Below are 15,950 nucleotides of genomic sequence, written 5' to 3'. Positions count from 1 at the left end.
TATAAAAATGACTAATAGCCTAAGGAAAGTTTACAATCCCGTTCAGAAAGATTATGTAACTTTTTTGAAAACAGCCGACGAAACTAATGGCGAATACACATTAGTAGAAGTAGAACTAGCTCCAAAGGGTGGAGTAGGATTGCATAAACACAAAACATATTTAGAAAAATTTGTTTGCCTTACCGGAGAACTCAAAGTACAGTTAGGAAATAAAATTCACACGTTGACAAGTGGCATGAGTGCTACTGCTTTTCCTACCATAGACCATCGTTTTTTCAATGCCTCTGATGAAGTATGTACTTTCAGAGTGGAGCTTCGTCCGGGAAATAAAGGTTTTGAACAATCTCTACAGATTGGTTACGGATTAGCTCGTGATGGAGAAACCAGAAAAAATGGTATACCCAAAAGTAGATATGCTTTGGCCTGGTTGTTTGATATTAGTGAAAGTAACCTTCTTGGATGGATGAGTATGTTTGAATGGATATTAAGGCGGCATGCAAAAAAAGCAGTAAAAGTAGGAATCGATAGACAATTGACTGCCAAGTATGTAAAATTCTAGTTTATTGTCAGGTAAAAAAAATGCAGATAGATAAAACCTATCTGCATTTAACTTATTCAGAACACGTATACTTATTCCTTAATCTCGAACTCAGAATCTTTTAGACCTTTATTCACTTTTACCGATTGTACCTCTGATACTACTTCTCCCATTTGTCCTCCGCTTCTTTTACTCATAGCTGGTATTAATACTTCAGTACCTTTGAATTTCTTATAGTTCTCAAACAAAGTAGTTTGTTCAAATTTGCCTCTGGGTGTTTCATTTGAGGTGAAGTTTTTTACTTTTAAACCGGAAGCCACATCAAAAAAGTCAGTCCATTTTCTGCCGTCAGTTGTAGCAAACTCAACTTTATATGCGTCTTTATCGCCTACCTTTTCAGTTCCTTGAACTGTTCCTGTAATTCCTAAGTCTTTATACATAGTTTCGAAAAACGGATTTGAGCGCATAGCCTGAATTTTAGCAGCATTACCTTCTAACTGAGGACGATTACCGCCTCCGCCACCACCATTACCTCCGCCGCCGTTGCCACCACCACGGCCTCCAAAACCACCACTGCTCTTGAAGTTCTTTCCATCATAAACTGTTGTCATACCCGGATTACCATTAAAATACATGCTCATCGCATATTTATCCGGAAATTTATACTTAATTTCAGTTTCGGCGGTACCTCTTTGGCTTTCACTTGTACTGCTGATAGTTATATCCTGAATTTTAGAAATAGCGTCTTTTCCACCGATGGCCGTAATGTATTTATCAATAATGGCATCGGCAGTAGGAGTGTCCTGAGCAAAGCTACCTAGGGCAATAAATGAGAAAAGGCTAACAAATATTCTTTTCATTGTTTTATATAAGTTTATGAGCGTTTGATTTTGAATTAGACAAACAATTAACCTAAAAGTAAAGTTTTAATTTAAAGATATAGATTAAAAATTTGATAGCGAAGATAAAAGCTTGATAAATGGAGATGAAGCAAAAAGTGAGTATATTTTGGTACCGAAGAGATTTAAGATTAGACGATAATGCAGGGCTTTATTATGCGCTCAGGAGCACTTACCCTGTATTGCCTCTTTTTATTTTTGACAGAGAAATTCTGGATAAATTAGATAATAAGCACGATACACGCGTAGATTTTATTCATAAAACCGTATCAGAAATACATCAACAATTAGCTAAACTCGGCTCTACGATTATCGTGAAATATGGTAAGCCATTAGAAGTGTGGGAATCGCTGCTATCAACATTTGAAATTACCGAAGTATACACCAACCACGATTATGAAAAATACTCAATTGACCGAGACGAAAGGGTATGCGAGTTACTCAACGCAAAAGGTATTGGGTTTTATACATATAAAGACCAGGTAATATTTGAAAAGAATGAGGTTCTCAGCGGAAGCAAGACACCATATACCGTTTTTACGCCATATAGCAAAAAGTGGAAAGAACAATTAAATGATTTTTATATAAAGTCTTATCCAACTGAGACTTACTTTAAAAATTTCCTTCAAACTGCAAGTTTACCAATACCTACTTTGGAAGAGATGGGTTTCTTTGAAACCGGAATGGAATTTCCTGAAAAACTCATTGATGAAAATGTAATTGGCAGGTATAACGAACTTAGGAATATACCGTCAATCAGTGGAACAACCCGATTAAGTGTTCATTTGCGTTTCGGAACTATAAGTATCAGAAAATTAGTGCAAAAAGCCATAAAATTAAATCAGACTTGGTTGAATGAATTGATATGGCGCGATTTTTATATGAATATCCTGTATCATTTCCCACATATCAACAATGCCGAAGCATTCAGAAGAGAGTATGACGAGATTGTATGGCGTAATAATGAAGAAGAGTTTCAAGCCTGGTGTAATGGAAAGACAGGTTACCCGATTGTTGATGCAGGTATGCGCGAACTAAACGAAACCGGATTTATGCATAATCGGGTTAGAATGATTACAGCTAGTTTCTTAGTAAAACATCTTTTAATTGATTGGCGCTGGGGGGAAGCGTACTTTGCAGAAAAATTACTGGATTATGATTTTGCTGCGAACAATGGCGGTTGGCAATGGGCAGCAGGAAGTGGCTGCGACGCAGCTCCCTATTTCAGAATTTTCAACCCAACTGCCCAAACTCAGAAATTTGACCCCGATTTGAAGTATATAAAAAAATGGGTACCGGAAATTAGTGATTTTGATTATCCCGAACCAATAGTTGAGCACACATTTGCCAGAGAGAGAGTATTGAAAGCTTACAAAAAAGCATTAGACAAGAAGTGAACTAGTAAATTTGCATTTCTTCGCTTTGTCCTATTTCTTAAACCTCAACATATTGCTCTATAAGAAATTTTGCTAAATTGCTATGAGATTTTATCATTCTAATAAGTAGATTTCTCTCCTTATAATAATTTTCATTCAACGAATCTGGTAAAAAATCTGTAATTTGCATAAGGATTATTTATCTTATCAATAAACTGTTTCTACCCTTTACAATAAATAGATGCTTCTGCTCATTTATTGATAGTATTAATCATTTCAATGGTATTTCTGGAACAATCGGCTCGTTACGTTTTTGACAAACATTCTTTGGCACAACTGAAAAACATTTGTGTCATTCTGCCTAACCGAAGAGCTGTTTATTATTTCAAGAGATATTTAGCTCAGGTTTCAAAAGTGCCTTTTTTGGCTCCTCAAGTTTTTGCTATTGACGATTTTGTTGCCAAGATGTCGGGCTTTAACCAGATTGATTCTGTAGGGTTGCTATTTGAGCTATACGAAACATTCCGCAAATATGATTCTAAAGTAGATTTCGATAGGTTTATTTCTTGGGCTCCGACATTGTTAAGAGATTTTGACACTATAGACCAGTATCTGCTTGGTGACCCAAAGACTTTGTTTGATTATATCAGCGAAGCTCAAACTATAGCACGGTGGAACCTGGAGTTAACTTCAATTAATAAACCAATTATTGAAAGTACATCTAGCACAGATAGATATTTTAAACTTTTTGAAAATATTTATAATGTCTACAATGATCTCCATAATGAGTTGCGTATAAAAGGATACTCTTATCGAGGGATGTCTTATAGACTTTTAGCCGAAGAAGTAGACACACTTTTACTTGAAAATCAGATATTTGAAAAGTTCTATTTTATTGGCTTCAATGCTTTCAGTAAATCAGAAGAAAAAGTAATTGAAAAATTAATAAAGGCTAATCTTGCAGAAATGCTTTGGGACTGTGATGATTATTTCATGAGTCCGAAATTTAATCATAAAGGGGGCAACCTATTAAGAAAATATAAAGCCGGTGGGAAATTCGGTAAATGGAACTGGCAAACAAATGGCTTATTGACCGAACAGAAAAATGTCAGAATTATAGGCGTTGAAAATTCTACCTTACAAACAAAAGTAGCCGGAGCTATTTATGCTGAGCTATTAGCCGAAAACCCGAATGTACCTACTGCCATAGTTTTATGTGATGAGAATCTGCTTTACCCACTCATGTACTCGCTTGATAATATTGTATCCGATTTCAATATTACAATGGGCTTATCATTACGAGGCTCAATGCTGTTTACATTAATTGATGCCATTTTTGAGTTGCAACAAAATGTTGTTGAATTTAAGGATAAGTCAGGCGAAAAGGTAAAAATCTCAAAGTATAGTCATAGGCATATTTTCAAAGTACTTAATCATCCATTCTGCCGAAAGTATGAGCAGATGAATTATATTAATCAGGAAGACCATAATAAACCAAATATTTTTCGTGAAAGCTTAAGGAAAATTATTCAAGGAAACATTGTTTATCTCAGTGAGGAAGAAATGTTGGCTTTTGGTAACGGAGATAAACTTTTTAAAATCCTTTTCACTCGGTGGGGTGATAATCCCAAAAAAACCTTACAAGCATTCTATAATTTAATCGATGAGCTCCGAAGTATCTACCGCGAAACCAAAGATGCTATCGAGACCGAGTATCTATATTTATTTCTGACGATTTTAAATCGCCTTGAAAAAATCCTATTTGCTAATCGCCAATTAAATATTAAAAGCTTCAAACATTTCTTGTATGAATTAATCAAGCAAGAGAAAATTCCATTTAGCGGAGAGCCCATTGCAAATCTGCAAATTATGGGTATGCTTGAAACTCGTTGTCTTGATTTTGAAAAGGTTATCTTTCTGTCTGTCAATGAGGGCATTCTTCCATCAACCAGACATCTAAACTCTCTGATTCCTTTTGATGCATCGATAGAGTTTGGTCTACCCGTTCAATCAGACCAGAATGCTATTATGTCGTATCATTTTTTTAGATTATTGCAGAGAGCAAAAGACATTGATTTATTGTATGTAATCCCGACCGGAGAAGGAGTTGGAGGTGGAGCAACAGAAAAGAGTCGATTTATTTTGCAGATAGAAAACGAACTTGCTAAAGAGAATAAAAATATAAAAATTTCTTATCCTAAGATCAAGTATGCAAAAAGTAGTGATATAGAAGTGGTTAATAGGATCGAAATTCATAAAACATCGGATATTTTAACAGATATTAGCCAGCTAATTTCAGGTAATGGTATTTATCCAACATATTTGAATGAATACCTGCATTGTACCATGAAATTCTACTTCAATAAAGTTGCGAATATTTCAAAGCGGGAAGAAGTAGATGAAAAGTTTGGTGCAGATATTTTTGGGACATGGTTGCACAATACTTTAGAAAGGATAGACATTGACCATGGCCCGATGATTACAAAAGAATTAATAGATTCGATTGTAAGTGAAATACCAAAAAGATTAGAAACTGCATATCTTGAACAATTTGGAGGATATGTAATTGATTCAGGCATGAATTATCTGCTAAAGCAAGTGGCTGAACAATTATTGGAAGATTTTTTCAAACAGCAAAAAGAAAGCCAGGTTTTCCCTTATCATGTTTTAGAAACAGAACGCGAAGTTAAGGTTATGTTTGATGTGTCTGTTCTTGGAAAAGTACAAAAAGTGAAAATTGCAGGACGTGTTGATAGAATAGAAAAAGAGGGTAATACAATTAAAGTAATTGACTATAAAACTGGAAGAGTAGGGAAGAAAGAGCTTGAAAAATCGAAAGAACAGATTTTAGAAGAAGCCTTAATTGACCCCGACAAAGAGAAACTTCGGCAGTTATGGCTTTATCAATACCTGATGCTGAAGAGTATTACGCAAGATAAAAGCTTTTTGTTAGGAGGAGAACGTTTAGAAAATCATGAAGTAAAGGCAAAAATCTATTCTTTCAGAAATATGAAAGAAAATTTAGAGGTAAATTTGAGTTTTAATGATAACCCAACTATCTTTGGTTTTATAGAAAAATCAGAACAAATTTTAGCCGATTTAATAAAGGAAATGCTAAATCCTGAAATTCCGTTTGTTCAGACAAACAATCTTGTGATTTGTGAAAGATGCGATTTTAAAGGGATTTGCGGAAGATAAAATGACAAAATTTAAAAATACATTGAATACTCGTACCAATCATATTCCTTTTCTTGACTTAAAGTTAATCAATAGGGAGTACGAAAAAACTATTAATGAGGTATTAGCAAAAAAAGTTTCTTCTGGTTGGTACATACTAGGTGAAGAAGTGACAAATTTTGAAAAGTCATTTGCTGAATATTGCGAAACAAAATATTGTATCGGTGTAGCGAATGGTCTTGATGCCCTAGTACTTTTGTTAAAAGCTTCTGGTTTTCCGCCAGGCTCCGAAGTATTAGTTCCGTCAAATACATATATAGCAAGCATTCTTGCCATTTCAATAGCAGGTCTTGCTCCGGTTCTTGTTGAGCCAGATATCAATACTTATCTGATTGACCCGAAAAAAATTGAAGAAAAAATTACTCCTAACACAAAAGCAATCCTAGTGGTTCACTTGTACGGCAAATGCTGCGAGATGGAGCCCATCAACAAAATCGCGCAGAAAAATAATCTGAAAGTTTTCGAAGATGCAGCCCAATCTCATGGGGCATTATATCAAAACAAAAAAGCAGGCAATTTGTCAGATGGAGCGGGGTTTAGTTTTTATCCAACAAAGAATCTAGGAGCAATGGGTGATGCTGGAGCTATAACTACTAATGATGATAATCTGGCAAGTAGGATAAGAGCTTTAAGAAATTACGGTTCAGGTGAAAAATATATTTTCGATGACCAAGGTATTAATAGTAGATTGGATGAAATGCAGGCAGCTATTCTAAGTGTTAAGTTGCCAAATCTGGATAAAGAAAATAATATACGTCAATCAATTGCTGATAGATATTTAACTGAAATACGGAACCCGGCAATTTCTTTGCCATTTGCGGAAACTGTTGAAGAAGATGTCTGGCATTTGTTTGTAGTGAGAACTAAAGATCGAGGTAAATTCAGAGAATTTTTAATGCAGAATAAAATCGGTTCAGACATTCATTATCCGGTTGCACCGCATAAGCAGTTGGCCTATAAAGAATGGAATACAGAATCGTATCCAATTTCAGAAAAAATTCATCAGGAAGTATTAAGTTTACCATTGAATACTACATTGACAGAGGAAGAGGTAAGTTATATTATTGAAAAAATTAATCAGTATTAATCCATTTATGCTCTTATCTGTAGTTATACCAGTTTATAGAGGAGAAAAAACAATTGAGAAACTTGTAGAAAAGCTACAAGATGAGTTAAAGAAATATGACTTTGAGATAATACTGGTAAATGATGGTAGCCCCGATAACTCTGAAAAAGTTTGCTTAAATCTCAACGAAAAATATAAAAATCTTCAGTTTATCTCACTTCGCAAAAATTTCGGAGAATTTAATGCGGTCATTTGCGGTCTCAATTATGTAGGTGGGAAATACGCGGTAATCATTGATGACGATTTCCAGAACCCACCCTCAGAAATAATTAAATTGCTTAATACTGCACAAACCGGAAATTACGATGTAGTATATAGTTACTATGCTGACAAAAAACATCATTTTTTCAGAAATCTGGGTAGCTGGGTCGTGAATAGAGTTACTACTTGGCTTATCCATAAACCTAGTGACTTATATCTATCAAGTTTTAAGCTAATCAATAAAGAGGTTATTTCTGAAATTATTAAGTATAAGGGACCATATCCATATATCGATGCCTTAATTTTCAGGAATACCAACAATGTCGGTAAAGTACAGGTTGAGCATAATGAGAGAATGGAAGGAGATTCAAATTATACCATAAAAAAATTAGTACGACTTTTCATCATCATTATATTTGGTTACTCAACTTTACCAATTCGCTTTATACAAGGAACGGGCATATTCCTGATTTTTTTATCCTTAATACTAACATTTCTATACCTTATAAAACTTATTCCTGATTGGCAAATACCAATGTTTATTTTTTTTGGTGGTATCCAGTTAAGTGCGCTTGGTATTATAGGTGAGTACGTAGGTAAATTATTTTTAACCCAAAACGAAACCCCTCAGTTCGTAGAAAAATATAACTCCACTCATGCTAAGTAGTAGAGAAGAATACCAGATGATGTATGACTCTGAAGAAAAACTTTGGTGGTATAAGATTCTACACGAGAAAATTCTGAAAGAGATTACTGCCAAATTTGGACAGAATAAATATATAAAAATTCTGGATGCTGGCTGTGGCACAGGAGGCTTGATGAATTTTTTAATTCAGCAAGGATATAAAGATATTGAAGGCTTTGATTTTTCGGAAGATGCCGTGAGCTTCTGTAAAGAGCGAAAACTCAAAGTTCAGCAAATTGACTTGACTAATTTTGATTGTGAATTTATTGATGCCTCTTTTGATGTTATTATCAATGACGACGTATTGTATCAATTTGAAGATAAAATTATCGTAAAAGCTATAAAAAATTTAGAGAAAAAATTAAAGCCAAACGGAATTCTAATTTCTAATAATAATGCCTTCAATGTCTTTTATGGTACACATGATATTGCTGTAGGTGGTTTACAAAGATTCACCAAAAGTGATTTTGAAAAATACCTCAGCCAAACCGGATTAAAACTCCAAAGCCATTCCTATTGGAGTTTATTCTTATCACCTTTGATCTTATCAGTAAGACTACTTCAACAATTTCAATTAAAATTCAATCTAATTAATAGAACAGAAATAAAATCTGATGTAAGTGTACCCGGCAATTTTGTGAATACGACTTTATACAGAATTGTAAAACTGGAAGAGAAGATTTTTCGGAATGGTGGTTTTGGAAGTTCCCTCTTTTTGGTAATGACAAAAAAATAAAGACCTCCACTAAGAGGTCTTTATCATTTATATGAATCTGATTAATCTTAATTCATGATTCTTCCTATCACATTATCGTAGAGATTTTTGGCCGATTTAGTAGTGATCACTGTTTCGCCGTCTACTATAAAGCTTCCATCATTTACCTCACCTAATAAAGTGAAGCTTACATTTTTGCTTCGTAATAAATTTTCAATCGAATCCTTTTGCGAATTGTTTACAGAAACTACCACTCTGCTTTGAGCTTCGCCAAATAAGAAAGCATCAGTTCTTAACTTACCATCAGTCTTGATATTAAAGCCTAATCCATTAGTAAAAGAAGATTCAGCTAAAGTAATGAAAAGACCACCATCCGAAATATCATGTACCGACTCTACCAATTTATTTTGAATCATTTCTTTAATAGATTCCTGTACATTAAACTCCATATCCAAATCAAACGCAGGGGCTGGAGAGGCTTTTACATCACGGTACGAATACAAGTATTCCGAAGAAGCAATATCATCTTTCGATTCACCAACCAGATAAATTAAATCTCCTGCATTTTTGAAATTCAGAGTCATTTGGTTTTCAGTATTTTCCAGTAACCCTAACATACCAATAGTAGGAGTCGGGAATACCGGGCCATCATCCGAACTTTGGTTATAGAAACTCACATTACCACCAGTTACCGGAGTGCTGAATTTTACACAAGCTTTACTCATGCCTTTTACCGCACCCACAAATTGCCAGTATACTTCCGGATTATATGGGTTACCAAAATTCAGGTTATTCGTAATAGCCAATGGCTCGCCACCGGTACACACAATATTACGAGCAGCTTCCGATACGGCAATCTGACAACCAACTTCCGGGTCAGCATTTACGTATCTTCCATTACAATCAACCGTAATAACAATCGCTTTATTCAAATCTCCTTTTTCAGGGTTTCTCAATCTCACTACTGCTGCATCAGATGGACGGTTAGTACTACGGTTAGCAGTACCCACAGTTGAATCATATTGTTCTGTAATCCATTTACGAGAACAGATATTTGGGTGAGACAATAAATGCTCAGCTACTTTTTTCAATTCAGCTGCACCATTAATATCAGCTACCGCATTAATATCAAACTTTTTAAATTCCTGATAATAAGCAGGTTCACGATATTCACGGTGATATTGCGGAGCGCCACCTCCTAAAACTAAATCTTCTGCCGGAACATCAGCAATTAGTTTTCCATGTTGATAGAAGTGAAGTCTTTGCGTATCGGTCACTTCACCAATTTGCGCACAATGTAAATCCCATTTATCAAATATACCTTTAATTAAATCTTCTTTACCTTTTTGCACAACTACCAACATCCTTTCTTGAGATTCTGAGAGTAAAATCTCCCAACCATGCATATTTGCCTGGCGAGTTGGTACTTTATCCAAATCTATAATCATCCCGTGTTCACCCTTGGCACTCATTTCAGAAGTAGAGCAAATAATACCAGCTGCACCCATATCCTGTATACCAATCACATATCCGCTACCAAGAATTTCTAAGGTAGCTTCCAATAATAGTTTTTCCATGAAAGGATCACCAACCTGAACAGCCGGAAGTTTTTCTGTAGATTTATCGGTAATATCTTCAGAAGCAAAAGTTGCTCCGTGGATACCATCTTTACCTGTAGCCGAACCCACAATAAATACCGGGTTACCTACACCGTAAGAAGTAGCCGAAGCTTGTTTACCTACTTCAACGATTCCTGCCGAAAAAGCATTAACCAATGGGTTAGTATTGTAGCAATCATCGAAATAGATTTCTCCACCTACTGTCGGAATACCAAAAGCATTGCCATAATCACCGATTCCTTTTACCACACCTTTCAACAAACGTTGGGTTTTTGGCGAATTAATATTGCCGAAACGAAGCGAGTTAAGCTGCGCAATAGGGCGTGCCCCCATGGTAAAAATATCACGGTTAATACCACCAACTCCCGTAGCCGCACCTTGGTAAGGCTCCAATGCTGATGGGTGATTATGTGATTCTATCTTAAAGCTACATGCCAGACCATCACCAATATCAACCAAACCTGCGTTCTCTTCACCCGCTTTTGCCAGCATCCGGTCCGAATCACGTGGTAATGTTTTTAGCCATACAATAGAATTTTTGTATGAGCAGTGCTCCGACCACATAACTGAAAATATAGATAATTCAGTAAAGTTGGGAGTGCGTCCTAAGATTTGTTTGATTTTGTCAAATTCTTCGGGCAATAAGCCAAGTTTTTTGGCTGTTTCGAAAGTAGGAAGTTGTTCGATTGTTTCCACAAAAAGAAGTATTCGTAAATATTACACAAATTTACGGTTTTTCGATAGCTTCTGAAAGGAAAAAAAAACTAAAAATTATTTAACATAGGGTTGACATTAATTGCTGAAAGCCGTATCTTTGCATCACAATTAAGGGACACAGAGAGATGGCAGAGTGGTCGAATGCGGCGGTCTTGAAAACCGTTGACTGTTACAGGTCCGGGGGTTCGAATCCCTCTCTCTCTGCAAAAGCCGAATCATTTGATTCGGCTTTTTTTTGTTGTATATTGTCCTACCAATTATATCACACACATTTAAATAATTACTACTATGTGGAAAGAAGAAAACAACAAACTCAGCCGAACTTTTAAGTTTGAAGATTTTTCAGAGGCTTTTGCTTTTATGACTCGTGTTGCTTTATTGGCAGAGACCCAAAATCATCACCCGGATTGGTCAAATGCATGGAATAAAGTTCATATAGACCTTTCAACTCACGATGCAGGCAATAAAGTTACTGATAAAGACAGAAATCTGGCTAAAGCCATTGATAAATTGCTTAAGTAAAACAGCTCATTCCAGCTATTAGTAAGCGTTTGTAAAGTATTGATAATCAGTTAATTATGAATAGTAAAAGATTGTCAAATATAGTTAAATCCCAAGAAATCAGATTTTTTTATACGAAACCCTGCAAAAAAGCACTTTATTAACAAAACCATTATGGCTGAGAATTGAATATTTTACATTGAGCTGATATATTGTACGGCATATTCAATTCTCAGCCATAATAAATCCCACATAAGTGTATAAAAAAATCTGAAAAACTGACATTTCATCCATTCTTTTTCACCTAAACTAAAAACCTATAAAATGTCTGACCAATTTAAAAGAGCTATCAGTCTTTATAGTTTAACCATGATTGCTATTGGCTCAAGTATTGGGTCAGGTATTTTCAGAGCCCCGTCAGAGATAGCCGGTTATCTACCATCCGAAGGATTAATGTTATCAGTCTGGGTAATCGGAGCAATCATTGCTATTTGTGGAGCTTTAACTTTTGCCAGTATTTCTGCCAAATTCTCCAAAGTCGGGGGCTTTTATGTCTTTATCAAAGAAGCCTTTGGCGATTTACCTGCATTCTTATATGGCTGGTCCATGCTTTGGGTGATTAATACAGGCTCATTAGCGGCTTTAAGTTTGGTTTTTACCTCTTATTTAAGTGTTTTCATTGATATATCAGAAAATGCTCAGGTAATAGTGGCAGTGCTTACCATAGTTGCACTCACTATTATGAATATTTTCGGCGTAAAATTGGGGAGTATATTTGCCAGTCTATTCACCAGTGCCAAGCTCCTGGGAATTTTTATAGTTGTAGTAATAGGTATTTTGTTTGGTGTAAATGAAGATATTCATGTAAATAATTTTCATTTTCCTGAAAATGCGAATAATCTATCATTAATTTCAGCTTTTGGCCTCGCCTTAATAGGGGTTTCATTCTCTTACGGAGGCTATCAACACGCCACATTTGTTGCCGGAGAGGTAAAAGATGCGGCCAAAATAGTACCCAGAGCTATGATTTTGGGCATATTGGTAGTATGTTTAGCCTATGTCACAATCAATATTGCGTATTTACGACTATTACCTATCAGTAAAATTGCCGCTTCAGGTAGTGTTGCTTCAGATGCTATCAGTGTTGTATGGTCAGCAGGTGCGAAATTCATTTCTTTCTTAATTATATTATCAGTTTTAGGTACAATTGGTATTTATATTCTGACTGCACCGCGTATTTATTTCGCTATGGCTGCCGATAAATTGTTCTTCAAAAAGTTTGCTGAGATACATCCTACCTATAAAACACCCTTTTGGGCTATCATTTTTCAGTCTTTGTGGACCATTTTTTTATTGATTTTCTGGAAAACGTTCTCAAATCTGATTACTTATGTAGTTTTTGTAGATACTGTCTTTTTTTTACTGGCAGCTTTAACTTATTTTTGGTTATTGAAAGAAAAAACTTATGTCGGGAGTATAAGCGCAATTGTCTTTATGGCCATGTGCGCATTCATTATTGGTAATACATTAATAGAAAAACCTCAACAGGCAGGAGCCGGATTACTATTTTTAGGAATTGGCTATGTTTCATATCTATTCTTTAAGAAAAATCGAGATAATAATTAATTTCTGCCCTTTTTTAAGCTAAACAGGGAATTACTACCTTATGAACGATTCATATATTATTAATCAGCTCGCTGAAAATCGCGAGCAATATTTTCATGCGGTTGCTCCACCCATTATCCAGACCAGTAATTTTGCTTATCCGACAGTAGATGAATTCGCTCATGCAGCCACGCATGAAAAAGAAGAACATATATATACACGCGGAAATAACCCAACCGTAACAATGCTATGCCAGAAAATGGCAGCTTTGGAAAGTGCAGAAGATTGTTTAATGGTCGGCAGTGGTGCAGCAGCAATTACCAATGCGATTATGTCGCAGGTAAGCATGGGTGATCATATCGTTTCTGTAAAAAACGTGTACAATTGGGCAACAAGATTAATGACCAACACGCTTCCACGGTTTGGAGTTACGACTACCTTTATAGACGGAACAGACATTAACAATTTTGTTAATGCTATTACCAGTAAAACTCGCCTGATTTATTTGGAGTCACCTCTTTCCTGGACTTTTGAGGTTCAGGATTTAGCAAAAATAGCCGAGTTAGCCAAGAGCAAAGGCATAACCACCATTATAGACAATAGTTATTGCACGGCTCTAGGTCAGAAACCTATCGAATTTGGTATAGACATAGTAATTTACTCTGCCACAAAGTACTACAATGGACATAGTGATGTAGTAGCAGGCGCTATATGTGGTTCAAAAGAAATAATAACCCAAATTTTTCATAATGAATATATGACTTTTGGGAATATACTCTCACCACAAAATGCCTGGCTTATGCTACGCAGTCTCCGTACTTTACCAATCAGGCTCAAACAATCTTCAGAAAGCACCCTGAAAATACTAAGCTTTCTTAGAAAATCACCTAAAATTGACAAAATATGGTATCCGTTTGAAGAAAACAATCCTCAAATCGACCTTGTTAATAAGCAAATGAAAATGCCAATGGGTATGTTTACCGTATCTCTCAAAAACAAAGATGTACCTTCAATCAAAAAATTCTGCGAATCTCTACAGAGTTTTCTAATTGCGGTTTCTTGGGGAGGACACGAGTCTCTGATAATGCCTAAATGTGCATTCGTTAGCGAGACAGACCCACAAGCAAGTATGATCCGATTCTACATCGGCCTTGAAGATGCGGACTTTATTATTGAAGACTTGGAGAAAAACCTGTTTCTATTATAAAAATTGGGATTCATCTCATTGTCTTGAAAACAAAACAATATCATTAAATACACATTTTGTGTATTCTTAGCACGTAATCTGTATTAAAACAGGGGTATTACCAGGCGTAAACTGAACGAGGACGAGATTGTAAGCGAGCCAAATATCCTTTTGGTGCATATAATTCTTTTTCTTCATTCATGCGAGTCATTAAAAGACCGCCAAAAGCGAGTGATGCGATAGTAAGTAGTAACATAGTTTTAAGCACGTTTAATTGGTACAATTTTCTATAAATCCTTGCAATAAAGCAATAACTAAAAAAACTATAAGTCAATAATTGGATTTTTTCATCCTAAAATATGACAGTTCTATGGTAGTTTTAGCTAAAAAAAAGCACAATCATTCAAAAATTGTATTGATAATAGGTATTTTAAGTTGTGATACAGATTTTTGAATTAATAAAATAGGGGACTTTACAATTAATAAGAATAAACGTTACGAGGGCGAGCTTGTAGACTCATTAAGTAACCTTTAGGAGCATAGAGCTCAGTTGTTGCACGTACTTTGGTCATCATCAGACCGCCCACGGCAAGGGCAATGGCTGCTAATAACATGGCTTATAAGGTTTATTGTTTCGTCAAAACTATATATTTAATTTTGTTTTGTCAAGTATTTTCAGAAATTTTTGAAAATAATAGAACAAATGAACGTAAGTTTTTTATTAAACGGCTTAATTTTGCCATTTTCTGACAAAAAAATCTTATTAATAAGCTTTTAATTCAGGATAATCTTCCAGTTGAGCGTTGAAATTTGTACTTTTGTCGAAAAAAATATAGTGAAGCTTGTTCTTGTACCAACACCAATTGGCAATCTGGAAGACATTACATTAAGAGCAATTAATGTCTTGAAAGACGCTGATCTGATACTATCTGAAGATACACGTAATACAGGTTTTCTTCTCAAACATTTGAATATCTCTAAGCCATTGCAAAGCCATCATGCTTTCAATGAGCATCAAACCGTCGGAAAGGTCGTAGAACGGCTAAAAAAGGGTGAAAAAATCGTATTGGTATCAGATGCAGGCACGCCGGCTATCTCGGACCCGGGCTTTTTATTGGTAAGAGAGTGTGTCAGAAGCGGTGTAGAGGTAGAATGTCTGCCCGGACCAACTGCATTTGTACCTGCCTTGGTCAATTCTGGTCTTCCATGCGACAGATTTACCTTCGAAGGCTTCCTTCCGGTTAAAAAAGGTCGACAAACGAGATTAAAATCTCTTGTTGAGGAGGAAAGAACCATGATTTTTTATGAATCTCCCTTCAGATTACTAAAAACCCTTGAAAATTTCGTGGAAACTTTTGGAACAGACCGTCAAGCCTGCGTTTCAAGAGAAATCACTAAGATGTATGAGGAAAATGTACGAGGGACTTTGTCCGAAATTATTACTAATTTTGCCAATCGCAGCATTAAAGGAGAGATTGTAATTGTAGTGCAGGGGCGTGCGTAAATAAAAATGCTGTAAAATATTGAGTATGTGAAGTTTATTAA

General features: G+C 35.6%; 14 protein-coding genes and 1 tRNA gene. 11 read left to right on the top strand and 4 right to left on the bottom strand.

What is annotated here, in order from left to right; genetic code table 11:
• Window positions 1-7 precede the first annotated feature (7 nt).
• Window positions 8-559, top strand: coding sequence for a cupin domain-containing protein (locus D0T08_RS20485; protein WP_116984545.1), 552 nt, complete (start codon window positions 8-10; stop codon window positions 557-559).
• Window positions 560-630: 71 nt separating this feature from the next.
• Here D0T08_RS20485 and D0T08_RS20480 read toward each other — a convergent pair whose 3' ends face one another.
• A complete protein-coding gene (locus D0T08_RS20480) occupies window positions 631-1,398 on the bottom strand; it encodes a hypothetical protein (RefSeq protein ID WP_116984544.1) in 768 nt (255 codons plus the stop codon).
• Window positions 1,399-1,523: 125 nt separating this feature from the next.
• On the opposite strand from D0T08_RS20480, the gene D0T08_RS20475 reads away from it, so the two are divergent.
• From D0T08_RS20475 to D0T08_RS20455, 5 genes are all read left to right on the top strand, one after another.
• Window positions 1,524-2,834: a deoxyribodipyrimidine photo-lyase gene (locus tag D0T08_RS20475; protein ID WP_116984643.1), complete on the top strand. Its 1,311-nt coding sequence runs from the start codon at window positions 1,524-1,526 to the stop codon at window positions 2,832-2,834.
• Between the two features lie 258 nt (window positions 2,835-3,092).
• A complete protein-coding gene (locus D0T08_RS20470; RefSeq protein ID WP_116984543.1) occupies window positions 3,093-6,011 on the top strand; it encodes a PD-(D/E)XK nuclease family protein in 2,919 nt (972 codons plus the stop codon).
• On the top strand, window positions 5,974-7,137 hold the full coding sequence (locus D0T08_RS20465; RefSeq protein WP_310586280.1) for a DegT/DnrJ/EryC1/StrS family aminotransferase: 1,164 nt from the start codon (window positions 5,974-5,976) through the stop codon (window positions 7,135-7,137). The genes D0T08_RS20470 and D0T08_RS20465 overlap by 38 nt, the downstream gene beginning before the upstream one ends.
• 7 nt (window positions 7,138-7,144) lie before the next feature.
• Window positions 7,145-8,044, top strand: coding sequence for a glycosyltransferase family 2 protein (locus D0T08_RS20460; protein WP_116984641.1), 900 nt, complete (start codon window positions 7,145-7,147; stop codon window positions 8,042-8,044).
• Window positions 8,034-8,798, top strand: a complete 765-nt coding sequence (locus D0T08_RS20455) for a bifunctional 2-polyprenyl-6-hydroxyphenol methylase/3-demethylubiquinol 3-O-methyltransferase UbiG (protein ID WP_116984542.1) — start codon at window positions 8,034-8,036, stop codon at window positions 8,796-8,798. The genes D0T08_RS20460 and D0T08_RS20455 overlap by 11 nt, the downstream gene beginning before the upstream one ends.
• A 47-nt stretch (window positions 8,799-8,845) precedes the next feature.
• Here D0T08_RS20455 and purL read toward each other — a convergent pair whose 3' ends face one another.
• The gene (gene purL / locus D0T08_RS20450) at window positions 8,846-11,092 is read right to left on the bottom strand and encodes a phosphoribosylformylglycinamidine synthase subunit PurL (protein WP_116984541.1); all 2,247 of its coding nucleotides are present in this window, start codon (window positions 11,090-11,092) and stop codon (window positions 8,846-8,848) included.
• A gap of 140 nt (window positions 11,093-11,232) precedes the next feature.
• Between purL and D0T08_RS20445 the strand changes: the two genes are divergently transcribed.
• The 4 genes from D0T08_RS20445 (at window position 11,233) to D0T08_RS20430 (ending at window position 14,426) form a co-directional block, all read left to right on the top strand.
• Window positions 11,233-11,317: transfer RNA gene (locus tag D0T08_RS20445), tRNA-Ser, on the top strand.
• 84 nt (window positions 11,318-11,401) lie between these two features.
• Window positions 11,402-11,635 (top strand): 4a-hydroxytetrahydrobiopterin dehydratase, encoded by a 234-nt coding sequence (locus D0T08_RS20440; protein ID WP_116984540.1) that lies wholly within the window; start codon window positions 11,402-11,404, stop codon window positions 11,633-11,635.
• A gap of 303 nt (window positions 11,636-11,938) precedes the next feature.
• Window positions 11,939-13,240: an APC family permease gene (locus tag D0T08_RS20435; RefSeq protein WP_116984539.1), complete on the top strand. Its 1,302-nt coding sequence runs from the start codon at window positions 11,939-11,941 to the stop codon at window positions 13,238-13,240.
• Between the two features lie 40 nt (window positions 13,241-13,280).
• Complete coding sequence (locus D0T08_RS20430) at window positions 13,281-14,426, top strand: PLP-dependent aspartate aminotransferase family protein (RefSeq protein WP_116984538.1); 1,146 nt, start codon at window positions 13,281-13,283, stop codon at window positions 14,424-14,426.
• 97 nt (window positions 14,427-14,523) lie between these two features.
• Here D0T08_RS20430 and D0T08_RS27825 read toward each other — a convergent pair whose 3' ends face one another.
• Together D0T08_RS27825 and D0T08_RS28105 are read right to left on the bottom strand one after the other, a co-directional pair.
• On the bottom strand, window positions 14,524-14,661 hold the full coding sequence (locus D0T08_RS27825; RefSeq protein ID WP_165372089.1) for a hypothetical protein: 138 nt from the start codon (window positions 14,659-14,661) through the stop codon (window positions 14,524-14,526).
• 223 nt (window positions 14,662-14,884) lie between these two features.
• On the bottom strand, window positions 14,885-15,019 hold the full coding sequence (locus D0T08_RS28105) for a hypothetical protein (RefSeq protein ID WP_255413525.1): 135 nt from the start codon (window positions 15,017-15,019) through the stop codon (window positions 14,885-14,887).
• A 221-nt stretch (window positions 15,020-15,240) separates the two neighbouring features.
• Here D0T08_RS28105 and rsmI point away from each other — a divergent pair, with 221 nt between their 5' ends.
• Window positions 15,241-15,909 (top strand): 16S rRNA (cytidine(1402)-2'-O)-methyltransferase, encoded by a 669-nt coding sequence (rsmI, locus tag D0T08_RS20425; RefSeq protein ID WP_116984537.1) that lies wholly within the window; start codon window positions 15,241-15,243, stop codon window positions 15,907-15,909.
• The last annotated feature ends 41 nt before the right edge of the window (window positions 15,910-15,950 follow it).

It is taken from the genome of Emticicia sp. C21 (assembly GCF_003418935.1).
In the GTDB taxonomy this organism is placed as follows: domain Bacteria; phylum Bacteroidota; class Bacteroidia; order Cytophagales; family Spirosomataceae; genus Emticicia.
Note: the sequence above shows the minus strand (reverse complement) of the source record. Positions and strands in the feature narration are given on the sequence as shown.

Bases quoted from the DNA above. Each gene is read 5' to 3' on its own strand.
- D0T08_RS20460 (WP_116984641.1), top strand. From the start codon at position 7,145: ATGCTCTTATCTGTAGTTATACCAGTTTATAGAGGAGAAAAAACAATT.
- D0T08_RS20430 (WP_116984538.1), top strand. From the start codon at position 13,281: ATGAACGATTCATATATTATTAATCAGCTCGCTGAAAATCGCGAGCAA.
- D0T08_RS20475 (WP_116984643.1), top strand. From the start codon at position 1,524: ATGAAGCAAAAAGTGAGTATATTTTGGTACCGAAGAGATTTAAGATTA.
- D0T08_RS20455 (WP_116984542.1), top strand. From the start codon at position 8,034: ATGCTAAGTAGTAGAGAAGAATACCAGATGATGTATGACTCTGAAGAA.
- D0T08_RS28105 (WP_255413525.1), bottom strand. From the start codon at position 15,019: ATGTTATTAGCAGCCATTGCCCTTGCCGTGGGCGGTCTGATGATGACC.
- D0T08_RS20470 (WP_116984543.1), top strand. From the start codon at position 3,093: ATGGTATTTCTGGAACAATCGGCTCGTTACGTTTTTGACAAACATTCT.
- D0T08_RS20485 (WP_116984545.1), top strand. From the start codon at position 8: ATGACTAATAGCCTAAGGAAAGTTTACAATCCCGTTCAGAAAGATTAT.
- D0T08_RS27825 (WP_165372089.1), bottom strand. From the start codon at position 14,661: ATGTTACTACTTACTATCGCATCACTCGCTTTTGGCGGTCTTTTAATG.
- D0T08_RS20435 (WP_116984539.1), top strand. From the start codon at position 11,939: ATGTCTGACCAATTTAAAAGAGCTATCAGTCTTTATAGTTTAACCATG.
- D0T08_RS20440 (WP_116984540.1), top strand. From the start codon at position 11,402: ATGTGGAAAGAAGAAAACAACAAACTCAGCCGAACTTTTAAGTTTGAA.
- D0T08_RS20480 (WP_116984544.1), bottom strand. From the start codon at position 1,398: ATGAAAAGAATATTTGTTAGCCTTTTCTCATTTATTGCCCTAGGTAGC.